Genomic DNA, 18,070 nt, shown 5'->3' with positions numbered 1-18,070 from the left:
AGCCTTTTTTAGATAAGCACCGGGCATGCTTCCGAGCGTTGACGGATGCCCCTAAGCTGGCGCAAACCGCGCGCCCAGCCCCGTCAGCAGTTCATATTGCGACAGTCCGCTCGCGGCGGCGGTTGCCGGCAGGTCATAGTCCAGCGCCAGCCAGTCGCCCTCGCCTATGCCTTCGGCGGCGCTTGCGTCGAAGGCGGTGAGATCCATCGAGACGCGGCCGATCAGTGGCAGGGCGCTACCCTCCCATGTCGCGCCGCCGGTTCCGGCGTGACAGCGCAAATAGCCGTCGGCATAGCCGAGGTTCGCCACCGCCACCCGCGTGGGCCGCGGGGCGGTCCAGGTGGCGCCATAGCCCACCGTTTCGCCCACCGGGACAGTCCGCACCTGCAGCACGCGCGCTTCGGGATAGGCGACCTGCCGGATGTGCCCGGCCGCTTCGCCGCGCGGTAAGCCGCCATAGAGCGCAAGACCGGGACGCGTCAGGTCGAAGGCATAGTCGAGGCCGAGGCAAATGCCGGCGCTGTTCGCAAGGCTATAACGCTGCGCCGGAATCTGGCTGCGCACCGCGCGGAAGGCCGCAAGCTGCCGCGCATTTTGCGCGCTGCCCTCGTCCGCCGAAGCGAGATGGCTGAGCAGATTGACGATGCCGAGCCCGTCGAGCGCCCCGCCCAGCGCCTCTTCGACACGCAGGCCGAGCCGGTTCATCCCGGTGTCGATCATCACGTCGCACGGACGGCCTTCGCCTGCCGCGCGCCAGCGCATCACCTGTTCGACGCTCGCCAGCACAGGACGCGCGGGCAGCGTGCGCGCGGCGACCATGTCGGTCGCGCCAACGCCGTGCAGCACCGATAGCGACACGCCCGCAGGCAAGGGCATCAGCGCCGCCGCTTCGGCCCAGGTCGCGACGAAGAAATGCCGGCATCCCGCCGCCGCAAGATGGCGCACGATGGCGCCGGCGCCGAGGCCATAGCCATCGGCCTTCACCGCCGCGCCGCACGCCGCCGGGCCGCTGCGTTCGGCCAGCCAGCGCCAGTTATGGACGAGCGCGGCGGAATCGAGACGGAGTCGGAGCGGCGAAGCAATGTCGATCATCGCTTCGCCCTAGCCGGGAACGAACCCGCCGCCAATGGCCGTTCAGGCGTCGGCGGCGCGCTTGTCCCATTCGCCGGGCACGGGCTCCTTGAGCATGAAGGCGGCGACCAGGAAAGCGACGAGCACGACGCCCCATGTGTACCACAGGCCCGCATAGGCATTGCCCGTCACCGCGGCGATCAGGCTGGCGATGAACGGGAGGAAGCCCCCGAAATAGCCGGTGCCGATATGATAGGGGATCGACAGCGAGGAATAGCGCACGTGCGGCGGGAACATCTCGGCGAGCAGGGCGGCGACGGGGCCATAGGTAAAGCCCGACAGCGCGCTGAGGCCGAGCAGCGCGAGCAGGATCACCGCGAGGCTGCCGACCCCCGGTACCTGCTTGTCGAAGCCATAGCCCATCGCCTCGAGCGCTGGCCGCAGCAGCGCCGGATCTTCGCTGGCGACCTCGCGGCCGCCGATATGGATTTTCACGCTGTCGAAGCCGCTTCCCGACGGCTGCACCTTATAGGGCACGCCCAGCTTGGTGAGTTCGGCAATCGTGCGGCCGCAAGCCGTCGTCTGCTGCTTCTGTTCGAAGGGATTGTAGGAACATTGGCTGCCGGTCACGGCGACTGGCGCCATTGCCGCCGCCTCCTTGAGCGCAGGATTGGCAACTGAGCCCATCATCCAGAAGAGCGGGAAAAGCACGAACAGCGTCACCGCATAGCCCCAGACGATCGGCTTCTTGCGCCCGATCCGGTCCGACAATTTGCCCGCCCAGATGAAAAATCCCATACCGAGCGCGGCGGCTAAGCCAACGATGACCTCGGCCGCGGTATCGTCGACCTTCATCGGGCCTTTCAGGAAAGCGAGGCCGGAGAACATCGCAGTGTACCAGATGACGGTCAGCCCCGCCGCAATCCCGAACAGCGCAACGAAGATGCGCTTGGGGTTGCCGGGATAGGTGAAGCTTTCCTTCAGCGGATTCTTGGCGATCTCCCCCTCTTCCTTCATCGCCTGGAACACCGGGCTTTCGGAGAGTTTGAGCCGCATCCACAGCGAAATCGCGAGCAGCAGCAGCGACAGCAGGAATGGCACGCGCCAGCCCCAGCTTTCCCAGACATCGGCGGGCATCGCCGCCTTGCACGATAGCACGACGATCAGGCTGAGCACGAAACCCCCGACGACGCTCGCCTGGATGAAGCTGGTATAGAAACCGCGCCGTTCGGGCGGCGAATGTTCGGCGACATAGACCGCCGCGCCGCCATATTCCCCGCCGAGCGCCAATCCCTGCAATATGCGCAGCAGAATGACGATGATCGGCGCCGCGATGCCGATCGTTGCGGCCGAGGGGATCATGCCGACCCCGGCGGTGGCGATCCCCATCAGGGTGACGGTGACGAGGAAGGTGTATTTGCGCCCCAGCCGGTCGCCAAGAAAGCCGAACAGCACCGCACCGAGCGGCCGGAAGCCGAAGCCGACGGCAAAGCCGGCCCACACCAGCAGCACCTCCAGCGTGGCGTTGTCGCTGGGAAAAAAGGCCTTGCCGATGATCGCCGCGAGCGTGCCGTAGATGAAGAAATCATACCATTCGAAGATGGTGCCCGCCGATGATGCGGCGATGACCATGCGAATATCCTTCGCGGTCGGCTCATAGACCGCACCATGATCGGCGACGGCGGCTGCGTCGGTCATATACTCTCCCCTGCCCCGGTTCGGGCTTGCCCCCGTTTCTAGCGGGCGCCCGACGGCGCGCAAGCCTTCGCTTGGCGCCGCGGCCTATTGGTGGCAGATTGCGGGCCATGCAGTTCATCGACCTTTCGATCCCGATCACCAACGACGTCGTCTCCGACCCGCCGGTGATGCGCCCGCAAATCAGCTACATGACCCACGAGACGACGTGGGAGCAGATTGCGATGTTCTTTCCGGGACTCGCGAAGGAGGACCTTCCCGATGGCGAAGGCTGGGCGGTCGAAAGCCTGACTTTGAGCACGCACAACGGCACGCATATGGACGCGCCGTGGCATTTCCATTCGACGACCGATGCGGGCGCCACGCCTGCGCCCAGCATCGACGAGGCGCCGCTCGACCTCTTTTTCCGGCCCGGCGTCAAACTCGACTTTTCGGATCGTCCCGCCGGTCATGTCGTCAGCGCGGCCGAAGTGGAGGCCGAGTTGGCGCGGATCGGCCACACCCTTCAGCCGTTCGACATCGTGCTCGTCCAGTCGGGCGCGATCTATGGCACCGACAATTTCACCGATCAGGGCTGCGGCATGGGTGCCGAGGCGACGCTGTATCTCACCGAGCGCGGCGTGAAGGTCGTCGGCACCGACGCGTGGAGTTGGGACGCACCGTTCAGCCACACCGCGAAACGGTGGGCCGAAACGCGCGATCCGTCGATCATCTGGGAAGGCCATAAGGCAGGGCGGATCCGGCCCTATTACCAGATCGAGAAGCTGACGGGCCTTGCCGCCCTGCCCCCGACCGGCTGGACGCTTTCCTGTTTCCCGGTGAAGATCGAGCGCGCGAGCGCCGGCTGGATCCGCGCCGTCGCGCTGATCGATGGCGCACCGGTTTCGCACACCGATTGACGGCGGCGGGCGAACGGCGCAGCATCGCGCCATGGCTTTCACGATCACCCCCAGCGGCCAGGCGTGCGGCGCCGCGATCACCGGCACCGACCTGACGCAGCCGCTTTCGGCCGGCGTCGTGGCCGACATCCGCGCGGCGTGGCTCGACCATCATGTCCTCGCCTTTCCCGGCCAGTCGCTGGGTGACGACGATCTGGAGCGGTTCACCCAATATTTCGGTGGCTTCGGCGACGATCCCTTCATCGCGCCGGTTCCGGGGCGACGGCACGTCATCGCGGTCAAGCGCCGCGCCGACGAAACCGCGCCGCTGTTCGCCGAAAACTGGCACAGCGATTGGAGCTTTCAGGCAAGGCCGCCAGCCGGAACCTGTCTTTACGGCATCACCATCCCGCCGATTGGCGGCAACACCGAATTCGCGAACCAGCATGCGGCGCTCGCCGCGATGCCGGACGCGCTGCGCGCCCGGATCGAGGGGCGCCGCGCGATCCACAGCGCGCGCGGCGGCTACGCCCCCTCCGGCATGTATGGCGCGAACGACAAGGGCCGCAGCATGGACATCCGCCCCGGCGAAGCGGCGATGGCGACGCAGGCGCACCCGATCATCCGCAGGCACCCCGAAACGGGCCGCGAGGGCCTGTTCGGCTGCGCGGGCTATATCATCGGGATCGAGGATATGGACGACGCCGAAGCACTGCCGCTGATCGTCGAACTGCTGCACTGGCAGGGGCGCGAGGAATTTCGCTACAGCCACAAATGGGACGCGGGAATGCTGCTGATGTGGGACAATCGCTCGGTACTCCACCGTGCGACCGGCGGCTATGACGGTCACGACCGCCTGCTCCACCGCACCACGATCGCAGCGTGGGACGGCGATGAGCCCGGCGCGCACCGTTCGCGCGCCTAGGGAATATCCCCGATTGGCGAAACTTCGCCGCAGCCCCATGCGTCGGCTTTTCCGAGAAGGGAGCCATGGTATGACTATTCCCCACGACACGCTCGTCCTCGTCGCAGACGGTCGCAAGGCATTATTTTTGCGCAATCGCGGCGATGAGCATCAGATCGACCTGCGCACCGCATCGCATCGCGAACGCGAGGATCGTAAGGACAGCGACATCAAGACCGACGCCGCGGGCCGCTCGGGCCGCGCTCCGGCTACTGGGGCGTTTCAGGACACGATGCACGAAACGGATTTCCACCAGCAGGAGGAAGATCGCTTTGCGCGCGATCTTAGCGAAAAGGTCAACGCGATGGCGCTCGCGGGCGAATTCGACGATCTCGTCATCGTCGCGCCCGCGCGCACGATGGGCGAGTTGCGACCGCTGTGGCACAAGGAAGTGCAGCGCCGCCTCGTGGGTGAGCATGTCAAGGAAATGACCGACCGTCCGGTGTCGGATATCGAGGCGCTGCTTATCGGCGATGGGGCGCCGCCCTCGTGACCGCGTCTATTCCTTGACCAGCGTCCATACGGCGCCCCAGGCGATCAGCGCCTGTCCCGCAAAGTAGAGCGGCCAGACGAGCCACAGGGTGACGTCCTTCGAAAGCGCACCGCCCTCCCCGGCAAAGATGAACAGGTCGCTCGCGAGGAACAGCATCGCGCCGATCCCGGTGCGATAGCGCGGAAAACGGCTCGTCCACGCCGAAGCCGCCATCGCGGCGACGAGCGCGGTATAGCCGACGGCCGCCGCGCCGTCGGGCGCACCGCGCGTCAGCCCCCAGGCGATGACGAGCGCCGCTGGAACGGTCAGCCAGCCGAGCCAGCGCTGCGGGGCCGACAGTGCCGGGCGCCGGTTCCGCCAATATAGGATGATCGCCGTGACATGCCCCGCGGCAAAGGCCAGCGCGCCGACGATCAACCCCCTGGCGTCGAGCAGATAGTCGCCGAGCGCCCCGAAACCGAGCGCCAGCGCGATCAGGCGGCCGTCGGTGCCGCGCGCATTCGCGGCGGCCCACAAGGCGAGCAGCGCAACCCCGCTCGTCTTCCACGCCCAGATCGCGGGGCCGTGCCAATGCTGATGAACCGCGACAAAAAAGCTGACACCGCCGACCAGCGCGAGCCACCAAATCCACCGCGCGCGATCCCACCCCCGTTCATCGCTCATCGCCCACCCCTTTGCATCTTCCTCACAAGGCGCCTACTGCGCGGCGGATCGGGTACAAGTCAACGGATAGCGTATAGTGGCTCACGACATTCATATCATCGGCGGCGGCCTCGCAGGATCGGAGGCGGCATGGCAGCTTGCCGAAGCGGGCTATCGCGTGCGCCTGTCCGAAATGCGCGGGGGCGGCGACATGACCCCGGCGCATCAGGGCGACACGCTCGCCGAAATGGTGTGTTCCAACAGCTTTCGCAGCGATGACGGCGACAGCAACGCCGTCGGCCTGCTCCACCGCGAGATGCGCAGCCTGGGCTCGATCATCATGCGCGAAGCCGATGCCACAAAAGTTCCCGCCGGATCGGCGCTCGCGGTCGACCGCGATCTCTTTTCGGGCGGCGTCACCAAAGCGCTTGCCGAGCATCCCAATGTCACGATCGTGCGCGAACGCATCGACACGCTGCCGACCGAGGGCCTGACGATCGTCGCGACGGGACCGCTCACCGCCGCCAGCCTCGCGGAGAGCATCGGCGTCGCAACGGGGAAGGACGCGCTTGCCTTTTTCGACGCGATCGCGCCCATCGTTTACCGCGACAGTATCGACATGGACATCGCCTGGATGGCGAGCCGCTGGGACAAGGTCGGGCCGATCGGCGACGGCAAGGATTATATCAACTGCCCGATGGACAAGGATCAATATTATGCCTTCGTCCAGGGGCTGATCGACGGCGACAAGACTGAATTCAAGGACTGGGAAAAGGACACGCCCTATTTCGAGGGCTGTATGCCCATTGAGGTGATGGCCGAACGCGGCATCGAAACGCTACGCTTCGGACCGATGAAGGGCGTCGGGCTGGACAATCCGCGCACCGGGCGCTGGCCCTATGCCGTCGTCCAGCTCCGCCAGGACAATGCGCTCGGCACCTTGTGGAATATGGTCGGCTTTCAGACCAAGCTGAAGCATGGCGCGCAGGTCGAGCTGTTCCGCACCATTCCGGGGCTCGAAAAGGCCGAGTTCGCGCGGCTGGGCGGTCTTCACCGCAACAGCTTCATCCGTTCGCCCGAACTGCTCGACGGCCAGCTCCGCCTGAAGTCGGCGCCGCATATCCGCTTTGCAGGCCAGATTACCGGCTGCGAAGGCTATGTCGAAAGCGCCGCGATCGGCCTTGTCGCCGCGCGCTTTGCGATCGCCGAGCTCGGCGGTCGTTCGCTACCGCCGCCGCCGCCCGAAACGGCGCTCGGTGCGCTGCTCGGCCATATCACCGGCGGCGCCGACGCCGCATCCTATCAGCCGATGAACGTCAATTTCGGGCTGTTCCCGCCGGTTGCGGAGGATGTCCGCAAGAAGGACCGCAAGCTCGCCTATACGCAGCGCGCGGGCGCGGCGCTGGCCGAGTGGATGAAAGTGGCGGACGGCGTCGCCGCGTAACGGCGCGCGCGCCCCGCGATCAGGGCGCGTCGCCCAATATCCAGTCGATACCTGCGGCGACATGGATGCGCGCCGTATCGTACACCGGCAGCAGGTTTGCGTCGGGATCGACAAGCATCACCAGTTCGGTGCAGGCCAGAACAATCGCCTGAATATCCTGCTTGGCGATGTCGGTGATGAAGGTGCGCATCGTCCGGCGCGAATCCTCGGTCACCTTGCCCTGCATCAGCTCGTCATAGATGATGCGGTCGATCTCCTCGGCGCGGCTCGCGTCATAGGGGGCGAGCGTCAGGCCGTGGCGCACGAGCCGCTGGCGGAACCAGGGTTCGGTCATGACGTTGCGGGTGCCGACCACTGCCGCCGCCTTCACGCCGTCGGCGCGCATCTTTTCGCCCGTTTCGTCGACGATATGGAGCAGCGGGATCGAAATCGCCGCGGCGACGTCGTCCGCCACCTTGTGCATCGAATTGGCCGCGATCATCAGCGCCGTCGCCCCCGCCGCCTCGAGCCGCCGCGCCGATGCGATCAGCACCTCCTTCGCATGATCCCATTGCTCGGGTGTCGAGAGCCGCGACAGATCGCAATAATTCAGGCTTTCCATCAGGATCGGCGCCGAACAGCCGGTGCCGACCCGCTTTTGCAGCCCCTTGTTGAGGTGCCGATAATAAAGCTCGGTCGATGCCCAGCTCATTCCTCCGATCAAACCGATTTTGCGCATGGGTGACGTCTATCCCTTCATCGTCACCCCGGCGAAGGCCGGGGTCTCGCCGTCCATTTCCGACGCGAGGTTGATATCCCGGCCTTCGCCGGGATGACGATTCGGGTCAATGCCCCGCAGGGCTGGAGGCGGCGGGCGCGCCGCGGCATCGCACCTGCTTTTCTTTGACGCGGCCCGCCGCACGCGGCAGACCGGCGCGATGGACGCGATCCGGCACTATTTTCTGGCGCAGCTCGCCGAGCAGGAAGCCGAAGCGGCCCGGCACCTTGGCGACGGCTATTGGATCGACAGCCGCACCGGGCGCAACGTCGGGCTGGACGAACTGCAGGCGATCGGCGCGATGAAGGCCATCGCGCTCGATCCGCGCCCCGGCGAGGAGGATGCGCACATCTATCTGGGCCGCCTGCTCGCCGATCTCGACGATGTCGCGAACCGCTTTCGCGCGGCCGCGCCCGATCCCGACGGCTATGGCATCGCGACGATCGGCACCGTCGCGCGCCGGCTTGCCGCGTTCGACCCTAGTGCCCGCTGCCGCTCAGCGCCTTGACGATGTCGTCGGCCATCTTCTTGGCGTCGCCGAGCAGCATCATCGTCTGGTCCATGTAGAAGACGTCGTTATCGACGCCGGCATAGCCGACGCCGCCCATCGACCGCTTCACGAACAGCACGGTCTTCGCCTTTTCGACGTCGAGCACCGGCATGCCATAGATCGGCGACGACTTGTCGGTCTTGGCCGCCGGGTTGGTCACGTCGTTGGCGCCGATCACGAAGGCGACGTCGCATTGCGCGAATTCGCCATTGATGTCCTCAAGCTCGAACACTTCGTCATAGGGAACATTCGCTTCGGCGAGCAGCACGTTCATATGGCCGGGCATGCGGCCCGCGACCGGATGGATCGCATATTTGACGTTCACGCCCTCTTTCTTGAGCATGTCCGACATTTCGCGCAGCGCGTGCTGCGCCTGCGCCACTGCCATGCCGTAGCCGGGAACGATGATGACATTTTCCGCCTGGCTCATCAGGAAGGCCGCGTCTTCGGCGCTGCCAGGCTTCCACGGGCGCTGTTCCTTCGAACCACCCGCACCGCCGCCCGAATCGTCGGCGCCGAAACCGCCGGCGATGACGCTGATGAAGCTGCGGTTCATCGCGCGGCACATGATGTACGAAAGGATCGCGCCCGACGAACCGACGAGCGCGCCGGTGATGATCATCGCGGTGTTGCCGAGCGTGAAGCCCATCGCCGCCGCGGCCCAGCCCGAATAGCTGTTCAGCATCGACACGACGACCGGCATGTCGGCGCCGCCGATCGGGATGATCAGCAGGAAACCGATCAGGAAGCTCAATGCGGTGATCGTCCAGAAAACCCACGGCGACTGGTCGGTCAGGAAATAGGCGACAAGGCCGATGATCCCGGCGAGCGTGCCGAGGTTGATGACGTGCCGCGCGGGCAGCATGATCGGGGCGCCCGACATATTGCCGTTGAGCTTCAGAAAGGCGATGACCGAGCCCGAAAAGGTGATCGCGCCGATGGCGATGCCGAGCCCCATTTCGATCCGGCTGACCGCGAAAATCTGACCCATTTCGTCGGCGATATGAAAGGCGCCGGGATTGAGGTAGGCGGCCGCGGCCACCGCGACTGCGGCAAGCCCGACGAGGCTGTGAAAGGCCGCGACAAGCTGCGGCATCGCGGTCATCGCGATCCGGCGCGCCATGACGATGCCGATGATGGCCCCGATCGCGATCGCCGCCAGAATTTCACCCAGTGCGACGAAGTCGATCATAGACGTATCGTGGGCCGGAATACCCGGCGCCGAAGCGAGATTATCGAACGGCACATGGGTGATCAGCGTCGTGACGACCGCAATCGTCATGCCGATCATTCCGAAACGGTTGCCGCGCCGTGACGATGCCGGGCTCGACAGGCCGCGCAGCGCGAGGATGAACAGGATGCCCGAGGCGAGATAGGCCAGCGCCACCCAGGGATTGATCGGTGCTACTTCGTGCATGCTAATTCCCCCGTCGGGCCATCCGTCCATGGCCCGTCAAATCCTTGGTTCGCAGCGCCTTAACGCTCTTTTTTCTTGTACATTGCGAGCATGCGCCCGGTGACCGCAAAGCCGCCGAAAATATTGATGCTCGCCATCACGACCGCGGCAAGGCCGAGCCATTTCGAGCTTGCCGAGCCCGCCGCCGCGCTGGCGATCAGCGCGCCGACGATGATGACCGACGAAATCGCGTTGGTCACGCTCATCAGCGGCGTGTGCAGCGCCGGCGTCACCGACCAGACGACGAAATAGCCGACGAAACAGGCCAGGACGAAAATCGAAAAGATGGAAATGAAATCCACGGCGCGCTCCCCTGCTGATTCCGCGTCGGCACCTCTTGCCGTGGGAGCGAAGGCCTGTCGACTCCAAAGCTGTCAAAAAGTCACGCCCGCGCATCTCCAGGCCGGAAATCGCGGGCGCTTTGTGAAATATAATTACGCGTCAGGACAATTTACATCTTTGGCAGCAGCACCGCGTCGATGACATGGACGATACCGTTCGCCTGTCCAACGTCCGCCTGCGTTACCGCGGCCTTGTTGCCGCTCGCACTCGTCAGGATGATCGCCTCGCCCGATTTGGTCGCGGTCAGATCCTGCCCGTCGAGCGTCTTGAGCACCGCCTTGCCGCCGCCCGCATCGATCTTCGCGGCGAGATCGGCGGCGGTCAGCTTGCCCGGCACGACATGATATTTGAGCACGCCGGCAAGCACCACCGTCTGCGCCGGACGCGCCCAGCCGTCGCGCGTGACCGCGGGAACCTGCGCAAAGGCGGCGTCATTGGGCGCAAACAGCGTGAAAGGCCCCGGCCCCGAGAGCGTATCGGCCAGCCCAGCCTGATTCACCGCCGCGGTCAACTGGCTCAGTATCGGCGAGGCAGCGGCATTGGCGAGGATCGCCTTGTCAGGCGCCATCGCGGCACCGCCGACCTGCGGATTGGCGCTCGCGGTTACGACATCGTTCATCGCGCCGCTTTCGGTATCGGCCTTGGGCGGCTCGGGAGCCTTGTTGCAGCCGCCGAGCGCCAACGCCGCTACCATGGCACTCACGAACAAGCCGGATTTCGTCACCTCTGATCTCCTTGCTGAAACGGCCCGAACGGCCCCGTGCCACATCGCGCCGCACCCCGATTCGCAACGCCATTGGCGCGCGAAAGTTTCAGAAGAAAGTCAGCCGGACGCGTCCAGCGAAACGCCTACCCCAGCAGCCGCTCGTTCACGACCTTGCCGCCCTGCGTCAGCCGCACGGCATTGCCGATTTCCTCGTCGAGCACGGGCTTGCCGGCTTCCTTGTCCCAGAAGGCCGACAGGAAATTGAACAGGTTGCGGCTGAACAGCGCGCTCGTGTCGGCGGGCATCAGCGCGGCGATATTCTTTGCGCCGATCACGGTGACACCGTGGATCTGCTTCGTTTCGCCGGCCACCGAGCCTTCGACATTGCCGCCGCTTTCGGCCGCCATGTCGACGATCACGCTGCCCGTGCGCATCGTCGCGAGTTGCGCGTCCGAAATCAGCCGCGGCGCGGGGCGCCCCGGGATCAGCGCGGTGGTGATGACAATATCCTGCTTGGCGATATGTCCCGACACCAGCTCGGCCTGCGCCTTCTGATATTCGTCCGACATTTCGGTGGCATAGCCGCCCGCACCTTCGCCCTCGATCCCCGCGACGCTTTCGACGAAGATCGGCTTGGCGCCGAGGCTGAGGATCTGTTCCTTGGTCGCGGAGCGCACGTCGGTCGCGCTGACCTGCGCCCCCAGGCGCCGCGCGGTCGCGATCGCCTGGAGCCCGGCGACGCCGACGCCCATGATGAACGCCTTGGCCGCGCTGACGGTGCCGGCGGCGGTCATCATCATCGGAAAGGCGCGGCCATAGGCGTTTGCCGCCATCAGCACCGCCTTGTAGCCCGCGAGATTTGCCTGGCTGGACAGGATATCCATCGACTGCGCGCGCGTGATGCGCGGCATGAATTCCATCGCCAGCGCCTCGATGCCAAGCTTGGCATAGTCGTCAACGCGGGCGCGCTCGCCGAACGGGTTGAGCCCCGCCGCCAGCCACGCCCCGTCGGCAAAGCCCGACAGGCTCTTGGGATCGGGGCCCTGAATCCCGAGGATGATGTTCGCACCCTTCAGCACATCGGCGCGGCTGCCCAGGCTCGCCCCCGCAGCGGTGTAATCGGCGTCGGCGATCGAGGCCGTAACCCCTGCTCCGCTCTCGACGGCGACTTCAGCGCCCAGGCCGATGAATTTCTTCACCGTTTCCGGGGTCGCAGCGACACGGGTCTCGCCCGCGGCGAGGTCTTTCAGCACGGCGATGCGCATGACCGGCGCCGCTTAGGAAGAGATCAGAAGGACGACGACGACGGCGACGATCACGGTTGCGATCGTGCCGACCTTCAAAAGGCCCAGAAAGCCTTCATAGGTCTGGTTCGCCGTTTTCATATCCTGTTCCGCCATAGCCATTCCCCTTTGCCTTGTATCCGCTTGTTTCCTGCCCGCCGGCGCTGCGCCGGGCGCCCGCCAGAATCGGATATCGCGCCGGTCTTAGCCATGCGCCCCCCGATGCTCAATAGCCCGTTTTGCGCCGCGGCGCACGGCGGGCAAAAGCCTGGTGGCCTTAATCCGGCCTTTACCCATCCCGGTTACACATGGCGGCTACCGCGGACACCGGCACCCTGCGTGCCGACAAAAGGGGCAATAGGGAAGCGATGGCGAACGCGCGCGACACGCGAATGGTGATGATCGTCGACAGCGAACCGGCGCAGCAGCGATTCCTTTCGGCGCTGGTGTCGCGGGGCGGCTGGCGCAGCATCGTCGCCGCCGACACCGACACCGCGCTCGCGAAGCTCGGCACCCAGGAAGGCATGGCGCTCGACGCCGTGCTCGTCGATCAGGGCGCGCCGGGCGTGCCGATCCCCGAATTCATCGCCGAACTGCGCCGCTGGCGCCCGGCGCTGCCGCTTATCGTCATCACCATGCGCAACGGCGTCGAAGTCGCGGTTGCCGCGATGCGCGCTGGCGCGAGCGATTTCGTGCAAAAGCCCATCGCGCCCGACCGGCTGCTCGGCGCGCTCGACCGCATCGTCTCGCAGACCGGCCCGCAGGGCGAATTGCGCCCGCTCACCGAAAAGCTGCGCGCGCCGCTCGCCTTCGAAGAAATCATCGGTTCGTCGCCCAATTTCCGTAGCGCGCTGGCGATCGCCGCCAAGGCCGCGCGCGCCCGCGTACCGGTGATGATCAACGGCAAGCCGGGCACCGGCAAGGAAGTCTTTGCCCGCGCGATCCACAGCGCCAGTCCGCGTGCGCGCGGCCCGCTGGTGATGGTCGATTGTTCGGCGGTATCGCCGGGGCTTATCGGATCGGGACTGTTCGGCCACGAACGCGGTGCCTTTCCCGGCGCCTTCGACCGGCAGGTCGGCCGGCTGGTGCAGGCCGACGGCGGCAGCATCATCATCGACCATGTCGAATGTATCCCGCTCGACACGCAGGCAAAACTCGTCGAATTTCTGAACAGCGGCGAAGTGCAGATGATCGGTGGCTCGATCCGCCAGACCGTCGACGTCCGCATCATCGCGACCAGCGCCAGCCCGCTCGACAAGCTGATCGAGGCAGGACACTTCCGCGAAGACCTGTTCTACGCGCTGTCGACCGCGCAATTCACCCTGCCCTCGCTTTCCGAACGGCGCGGCGATGTTGGGCCGCTCGCCCGCCATCTGCTCACGCGCATCGGCGGCCTGCCCGGCATGGGGCCGATCGGCATCACCGACGATGCCCTACGCCTGCTCGCCGCCTATGCCTGGCCGGGCAATGTCCGTCAGTTGCAGGACGTGCTGTTCCGCGCGGCGGTCGAAAGCAAGACCGACGTGCTGACGAGTGCCGACTTCAAGGCGATCGAAGCTGCGCTCGGTGGCAGCGTGAGCGGAGACGCCAATGTCGCGATCAACGGCGAGGCGATCGGCATCACCCTCTACCTCCCGGACGGCAATCTTCGTCCGCTCGAGGATATCGAAGCCGATGTCATCCGCCTCGCCATCGGCCATTACCGCGGCCGCATGAGCGAAGTCGCCCGCCGGCTCGGGATCGGGCGCTCGACGCTGTATCGCAAGCTCAGCGATCTGGGGATCGACACCGCGGCCTAAGCCGCGCCGATCGCCTGCTCGATCTGCGCCGTATCGGCATTGGTCAGCGTCTTGGCGAGTTCGCCGACCAGCCGCTTTGCAAGTTCGCGGTGATAGTGCCCGCGCATCACGCCGAGCGTGTGCGGATCGGCAATCACGAGCAGCTTTTCGATTTCGTTGTCGAGGATGCGCTTGTTAAGAAGCGCCGCGACGCCCGCGGCGTGTCCACGCTCGTCAAGGTCGCGGGGTTCGGGCTTCGCGCCGCCACGGTTTCCGGCGTCGACCTCCGGGCTGGCCGCATCGACAAGGTTGATAAGGTCTGCATCGCCATCGTTGCGAAACAGAACGAAGCGGTTGCCGTCGGCGACGGCGACATGGGTGCCATGGGGAAGCTGCATGGAAGTCTCCTTCGGAGCCCGCAATCGGAGCGGGCCTTCAAGAAGGGGACGCATGACAGTGCTGCAGGGTTTCCTCTCCCGCGACCGATGGAGGAACTCAGGCGGTCAGCGCCGCATCCCGCAGCCCGCGCCACACCCGCAGCGCCTGCCGGTTTTCGGCCACATCATGCACCCGCAGCAACTGTGCGCCCTGCGTCGCAGCCTGATAATGAAGCGCGACTGTGCCGCCAAGGCGCTGGTCTGCAGGGGCTTCGTTGTCCAGTGCCCCGATCAGGCGCTTGCGGCTCGCCCCGAAGAGCAGCGGGCAGCCGAGGGTGTGGAAGAGCGCAAGGCCATTGATCAGCGCCAGATTGTCGGCGACCCCCTTGCCGAAGCCGATGCCCGGATCGACGATGATCTTTGCGGGGTCGATGCCCGCCGCGATGCAGTCCGCGACACGCTCGGCGAGCATGTCGTAAACGTCGAACAGGACATGCGCGTAGGTGCCGCCTTCGTGCGGATCGCTCTTTGCCGACGGCGCGTGCATCAGCACGACGGCGCAGCCTGCGCGCGCCACGACCTCCGTCGCGCGGTCGTCGTAGCGCAGCGCCGAAATATCGTTGACGATCGTCGCCCCGGCGGCGAGCGCCGCCTCCATGACCGCCGCCTTGCGCGTGTCGATCGACACCGCGGTTCCGCCGCGCGCGAGCGCCGCGACGACATTTTCCACGCGCTTGACCTCGTCGCCTTCCCAGACCAGCGGCGCGCCGGGCCGGGTCGATTCCCCGCCGACATCGACGATCGCCGCCCCTGCCGAGGCCATGGCGAAACCGGCCTCGATCGCCGCCGCCTCGTCGATTGTCTTGCCACCGTCGGAAAAACTGTCGGGCGTGACGTTGAGGATGCCCATGATCTGCGGCTCGCCGAGCCGAACTGTCCGCGCGCCCAGCGTCAGCGCGCCGCGCGGTCGTGCCGTCGCGGCCCGCTGCGCGCGCGCTGCATCGGCGAGCCGGCTGGGCATCGCGGCAATCCAGTCGTCGAGTTCGGCCACCGGCACCACCGCCGAGCGGATCATGTCATTATCGCGCAGGCTGACATGCCAGGCCGCAAACCAGATCATCGCGTCGGCAAGCCGCAGGCAATGCTTGTCAAGTTCATGCGGCCGATCGACGAAGCAGGTCGGGCGGAGGTAGACACGCGCATCCTCCCATGTCGTACCGAAGTCCGGCTTGGTGAGTGGAACGAACATGCAATCCCTTTCCCGTCGCCCCCGCGGAGGCGGGAACCGTAGTCGGCCTTCCGCGGCGCGGCAGTGCGATCTAGCCCACGGCCCCCGCCTTCGCGGGGGCGGCGAGGCTTATGCCTCGTTCGCGAGCAACCAGTCCTGCCGCACCGTGTCGATCACGCGCAATTCCTTGCCCGTATCGACGTGCCAGAATGTCCAGCCGTTGCAGCTCGGCGTGCCCTGCACGCCCGCGCCGACCTTGTGGATCGACCCCGCGGGTTGCCCCTCGCATTCCAGACTGCCGTCGACACGCACCACCGCCTTCCAGCGGCGCTTCGTATCGGTGAGCGTCGTTCCCGGTGCAATCATGCCGCATTCGACCAGCGTGCCGAAGGCGACGCGCGTTGCGGCCTTAGGCGCCATCATCGTCCGCACCGTGCTTTCGTCGAGCGGCAGCGCCATTTCGATGCGCTCCTTTGCCGCTTCGATATAGCCGTCCTCGCGTTCGATGCCGATGAAGCGGCGGCCGAGGCGCTTCGCGACCGCGCCGGTGGTTCCGGTGCCGAAAAACGGGTCGAGGATCACGTCGCCGGGGTTCGAGCAGGCGAGCAGGATGCGATACAACAGCGCCTCGGGCTTCTGGGTCGGGTGTACTTTCGTGCCGCCCTTCTTGAGCCGTTCCTGACCGCCGCAGATCGGGATGAGCCAGTCGGAGCGCATCTGAAGCTCGTCGTTGAGCGTCTTCATCGCGCGATAATTGAAGGTGTAGCGCGACTTTTCGCCCATCGAGGCCCAGATCAGCGTCTCGTGCGCATTGGTGAAGCGCGTGCCCTTGAAATTGGGCATCGGGTTCGCCTTGCGCCACACGATATCGTTCAGGATCCAATAGCCATTGTCCTGAAGCGCGGTGCCGACGCGGAAGATGTTGTGATAGCTGCCGATCACCCAGATGCTGCCATTGGGTTTCAGGATGCGCTTCGCTTCCTTGAGCCACGCATGGGTGAAACGGTCATAGGCCGCGAGACTGTCGAACTTGTCCCAATCATCGTCGACGGCGTCGACCTGGCTGCCGTCGGGACGATGCAGATCCCCGCCGAGCTGGAGGTTATAGGGCGGGTCGGCGAAGATCATGTCGACCGATGCCGCCGGCAGGCTGCGCATCATGGCGATGCAGTCGCCTTGCAGGATGCTGTCCAGTGGCAGATCGAGCGGGGCCGCTTTCGGCGTCCGCTGTTTTGCGGCCGGCGCCTTGACCCGTTCCATAACACCCATGTTTCGCCCCTGTCCTTGTCCGAAAGAAGCCCCTGATGAGTCCGGCGGAGTCCGCCGTCAAGCGCAGGATTCTAGGGATTCCGCCTCTCGAAATGGTTAACGCGCCGAGAACGAAAGGAGTCTGCCACGACATATGGAGTCTCGCGCGACTCGGGGACTCAACCACTGGTGGTGTGGCCGTCAGGACTCAGCGGCAGATTTTTTTCGATTTGGCGCCCAACCAAGCGCCATTCGTGTTCAAATTCCCGGATCGACCCCGGTGAGGTCGACCGAACGCTCCCACAATTCGCGCCCCAGCTTCGGGTCGCGCGCCGCCTTGGTCGCGCGCGCGGGTCCCGACGCGCCGCTGATCTCGCCCAGCCCCTGCGGTCCCAGATAGTCGCCGCCCTGCACATGGGCGCCGGTTGCCGCCTGCAAGGTCGGCCAGGCGCCCTGCGCCGCGCTGTTGAAGAAGGGCGTGGCCAGCGGCGTCATCGACCGCAGCGGCCACGGCAGATGGCGTGTCAGCTCGGTGAGCGCGACACCCGGATGCGCACCGATCGCCTGCGTCGCCCGCCTCGCCGCGCCCAGCCGGCGATCGAGCTCGAACATATAGGACAGATTGGCGAGCTTGCTCGCCTGATAGCGCGACCAGCCATGATAGCCGCGCCGGGCATCGAGATCGCTGAAGTCGATCGTTCCGCTCTTGTGCGCCAGGCTGGCGGTGACGACGATCCGGTCGTCGACATGACCATGTATCAAGCCGGTAAAGGCAAAGGTGCCGAGGTGATTGACCCCGAACTGCAATTCGAAGCCCTGCGCGGTCAGCGACCGCGGCGGGATCATGACGCCCGCATTGTTGACGAGGACATCGATGCGCGGCCCGGCGCGTACCACGGCCGCCGCCTCGCGAACCTGATCGAGATCGGCGAGATCGAGCCGCACGAAGGACAGGTCGGCGCCGGGAACATCGTCCGCGATGCGCGCCATTGCCGCCTCGGCGCGCGCTGCGTCGCGGCAGGCAAGCACCACCGCCGCCCCGCGCGCCGCCAGGATGCGCGCAACTTCGAAACCGATGCCGGCATTGGCGCCGGTGACGAGGAAGCGGCGACCGGTCTGCGCGGATACATGCTCTGCCGTAAATCCGCTCATCGCCCT

At 65.9% G+C, this 18,070-nt stretch carries 19 protein-coding genes; 6 read left to right on the top strand and 13 right to left on the bottom strand.

Annotated features, from left to right (window positions below; genetic code table 11):
• Nucleotides 1–51: 51 nt before the first annotated feature.
• The gene (gene alr / locus AOA14_RS14720; RefSeq protein WP_062902338.1) at nt 52–1,092 is read right to left on the bottom strand and encodes an alanine racemase; all 1,041 of its coding nucleotides are present in this window, start codon (nt 1,090–1,092) and stop codon (nt 52–54) included.
• A gap of 42 nt (nt 1,093–1,134) precedes the next feature.
• Nucleotides 1,135–2,769 (bottom strand): MFS transporter, encoded by a 1,635-nt coding sequence (locus AOA14_RS14715; RefSeq protein ID WP_062902337.1) that lies wholly within the window; start codon nt 2,767–2,769, stop codon nt 1,135–1,137.
• 107 nt (nt 2,770–2,876) lie between these two features.
• Between AOA14_RS14715 and AOA14_RS14710 the strand changes: the two genes are divergently transcribed.
• From AOA14_RS14710 to AOA14_RS14700, 3 genes are all read left to right on the top strand, one after another.
• Nucleotides 2,877–3,665 carry a cyclase family protein gene (locus AOA14_RS14710; protein ID WP_062902336.1) on the top strand — a complete coding sequence of 263 codons (789 nt, stop codon included), beginning with the start codon at nt 2,877–2,879 and terminating at the stop codon, nt 3,663–3,665.
• 31 nt (nt 3,666–3,696) lie between these two features.
• Nucleotides 3,697–4,569, top strand: a complete 873-nt coding sequence (locus AOA14_RS14705) for a TauD/TfdA dioxygenase family protein (protein WP_062902335.1) — start codon at nt 3,697–3,699, stop codon at nt 4,567–4,569.
• A 70-nt stretch (nt 4,570–4,639) separates the two neighbouring features.
• Nucleotides 4,640–5,101, top strand: a complete 462-nt coding sequence (locus tag AOA14_RS14700; RefSeq protein WP_062902334.1) for a host attachment family protein — start codon at nt 4,640–4,642, stop codon at nt 5,099–5,101.
• A gap of 6 nt (nt 5,102–5,107) precedes the next feature.
• On the opposite strand, the gene AOA14_RS14695 is transcribed toward AOA14_RS14700, so the two are convergent.
• A complete protein-coding gene (locus AOA14_RS14695) occupies nt 5,108–5,764 on the bottom strand; it encodes a lysoplasmalogenase family protein (protein WP_062902333.1) in 657 nt (218 codons plus the stop codon).
• 73 nt (nt 5,765–5,837) lie between these two features.
• Between AOA14_RS14695 and trmFO the strand changes: the two genes are divergently transcribed.
• On the top strand, nt 5,838–7,187 hold the full coding sequence (gene trmFO, locus AOA14_RS14690) for a methylenetetrahydrofolate--tRNA-(uracil(54)-C(5))-methyltransferase (FADH(2)-oxidizing) TrmFO (protein ID WP_202988490.1): 1,350 nt from the start codon (nt 5,838–5,840) through the stop codon (nt 7,185–7,187).
• A gap of 19 nt (nt 7,188–7,206) precedes the next feature.
• On the opposite strand, the gene AOA14_RS14685 is transcribed toward trmFO, so the two are convergent.
• The gene (locus AOA14_RS14685; RefSeq protein ID WP_062902331.1) at nt 7,207–7,905 is read right to left on the bottom strand and encodes an aspartate/glutamate racemase family protein; all 699 of its coding nucleotides are present in this window, start codon (nt 7,903–7,905) and stop codon (nt 7,207–7,209) included.
• Between the two features lie 109 nt (nt 7,906–8,014).
• Here AOA14_RS14685 and AOA14_RS14680 point away from each other — a divergent pair, with 109 nt between their 5' ends.
• Entirely contained in the window at nt 8,015–8,452 is a 438-nt protein-coding gene (locus AOA14_RS14680; protein ID WP_062902330.1) for a hypothetical protein, read from the top strand.
• On the opposite strand, the gene AOA14_RS14675 is transcribed toward AOA14_RS14680, so the two are convergent.
• The 5 genes from AOA14_RS14675 to AOA14_RS14655 form a co-directional block, all read right to left on the bottom strand.
• A complete protein-coding gene (locus tag AOA14_RS14675; protein ID WP_062902329.1) occupies nt 8,424–9,911 on the bottom strand; it encodes an NAD(P)(+) transhydrogenase (Re/Si-specific) subunit beta in 1,488 nt (495 codons plus the stop codon). The two genes, AOA14_RS14680 and AOA14_RS14675, sit on opposite strands and share 29 nt — an antisense overlap.
• Nucleotides 9,912–9,970: 59 nt before the next feature.
• A complete protein-coding gene (locus AOA14_RS14670; RefSeq protein ID WP_003051219.1) occupies nt 9,971–10,252 on the bottom strand; it encodes a proton-translocating transhydrogenase family protein in 282 nt (93 codons plus the stop codon).
• Nucleotides 10,253–10,401: 149 nt separating this feature from the next.
• Complete coding sequence (locus AOA14_RS14665) at nt 10,402–11,016, bottom strand: fasciclin domain-containing protein (RefSeq protein WP_062902328.1); 615 nt, start codon at nt 11,014–11,016, stop codon at nt 10,402–10,404.
• Between the two features lie 125 nt (nt 11,017–11,141).
• Nucleotides 11,142–12,263 carry an NAD(P) transhydrogenase subunit alpha gene (locus AOA14_RS14660; protein ID WP_062902327.1) on the bottom strand — a complete coding sequence of 374 codons (1,122 nt, stop codon included), beginning with the start codon at nt 12,261–12,263 and terminating at the stop codon, nt 11,142–11,144.
• A gap of 12 nt (nt 12,264–12,275) precedes the next feature.
• Nucleotides 12,276–12,398 carry an aa3-type cytochrome c oxidase subunit IV gene (locus tag AOA14_RS14655; RefSeq protein WP_003051210.1) on the bottom strand — a complete coding sequence of 41 codons (123 nt, stop codon included), beginning with the start codon at nt 12,396–12,398 and terminating at the stop codon, nt 12,276–12,278.
• 251 nt (nt 12,399–12,649) lie between these two features.
• On the opposite strand from AOA14_RS14655, the gene AOA14_RS14650 reads away from it, so the two are divergent.
• The gene (locus tag AOA14_RS14650) at nt 12,650–14,080 is read left to right on the top strand and encodes a sigma-54-dependent transcriptional regulator (protein ID WP_062902326.1); all 1,431 of its coding nucleotides are present in this window, start codon (nt 12,650–12,652) and stop codon (nt 14,078–14,080) included.
• On the opposite strand, the gene AOA14_RS14645 is transcribed toward AOA14_RS14650, so the two are convergent.
• The 4 genes from AOA14_RS14645 to AOA14_RS14630 all read right to left on the bottom strand — a co-directional run bounded on the left by AOA14_RS14645 (nt 14,077) and on the right by AOA14_RS14630 (nt 18,064).
• Complete coding sequence (locus tag AOA14_RS14645; protein WP_062902325.1) at nt 14,077–14,457, bottom strand: baeRF12 domain-containing protein; 381 nt, start codon at nt 14,455–14,457, stop codon at nt 14,077–14,079. The genes AOA14_RS14650 and AOA14_RS14645 overlap by 4 nt on opposite strands.
• Before the next feature lie 97 nt (nt 14,458–14,554).
• Complete coding sequence (gene folP, locus AOA14_RS14640; RefSeq protein ID WP_062902324.1) at nt 14,555–15,685, bottom strand: dihydropteroate synthase; 1,131 nt, start codon at nt 15,683–15,685, stop codon at nt 14,555–14,557.
• A gap of 108 nt (nt 15,686–15,793) precedes the next feature.
• On the bottom strand, nt 15,794–16,933 hold the full coding sequence (locus AOA14_RS14635) for a site-specific DNA-methyltransferase (protein WP_062902323.1): 1,140 nt from the start codon (nt 16,931–16,933) through the stop codon (nt 15,794–15,796).
• A gap of 237 nt (nt 16,934–17,170) precedes the next feature.
• Nucleotides 17,171–18,064: an oxidoreductase gene (locus AOA14_RS14630; RefSeq protein ID WP_062902322.1), complete on the bottom strand. Its 894-nt coding sequence runs from the start codon at nt 18,062–18,064 to the stop codon at nt 17,171–17,173.
• Nucleotides 18,065–18,070 lie beyond the last annotated feature (6 nt).

This window comes from Sphingopyxis terrae subsp. terrae NBRC 15098 (assembly GCF_001610975.1).
Classification (GTDB): Bacteria; Pseudomonadota; Alphaproteobacteria; order Sphingomonadales; family Sphingomonadaceae; genus Sphingopyxis; species Sphingopyxis terrae_A.
The sequence above is the reverse complement of the archived record's forward strand: the minus strand, read 5'-3'. Positions and strand labels throughout refer to the sequence as shown.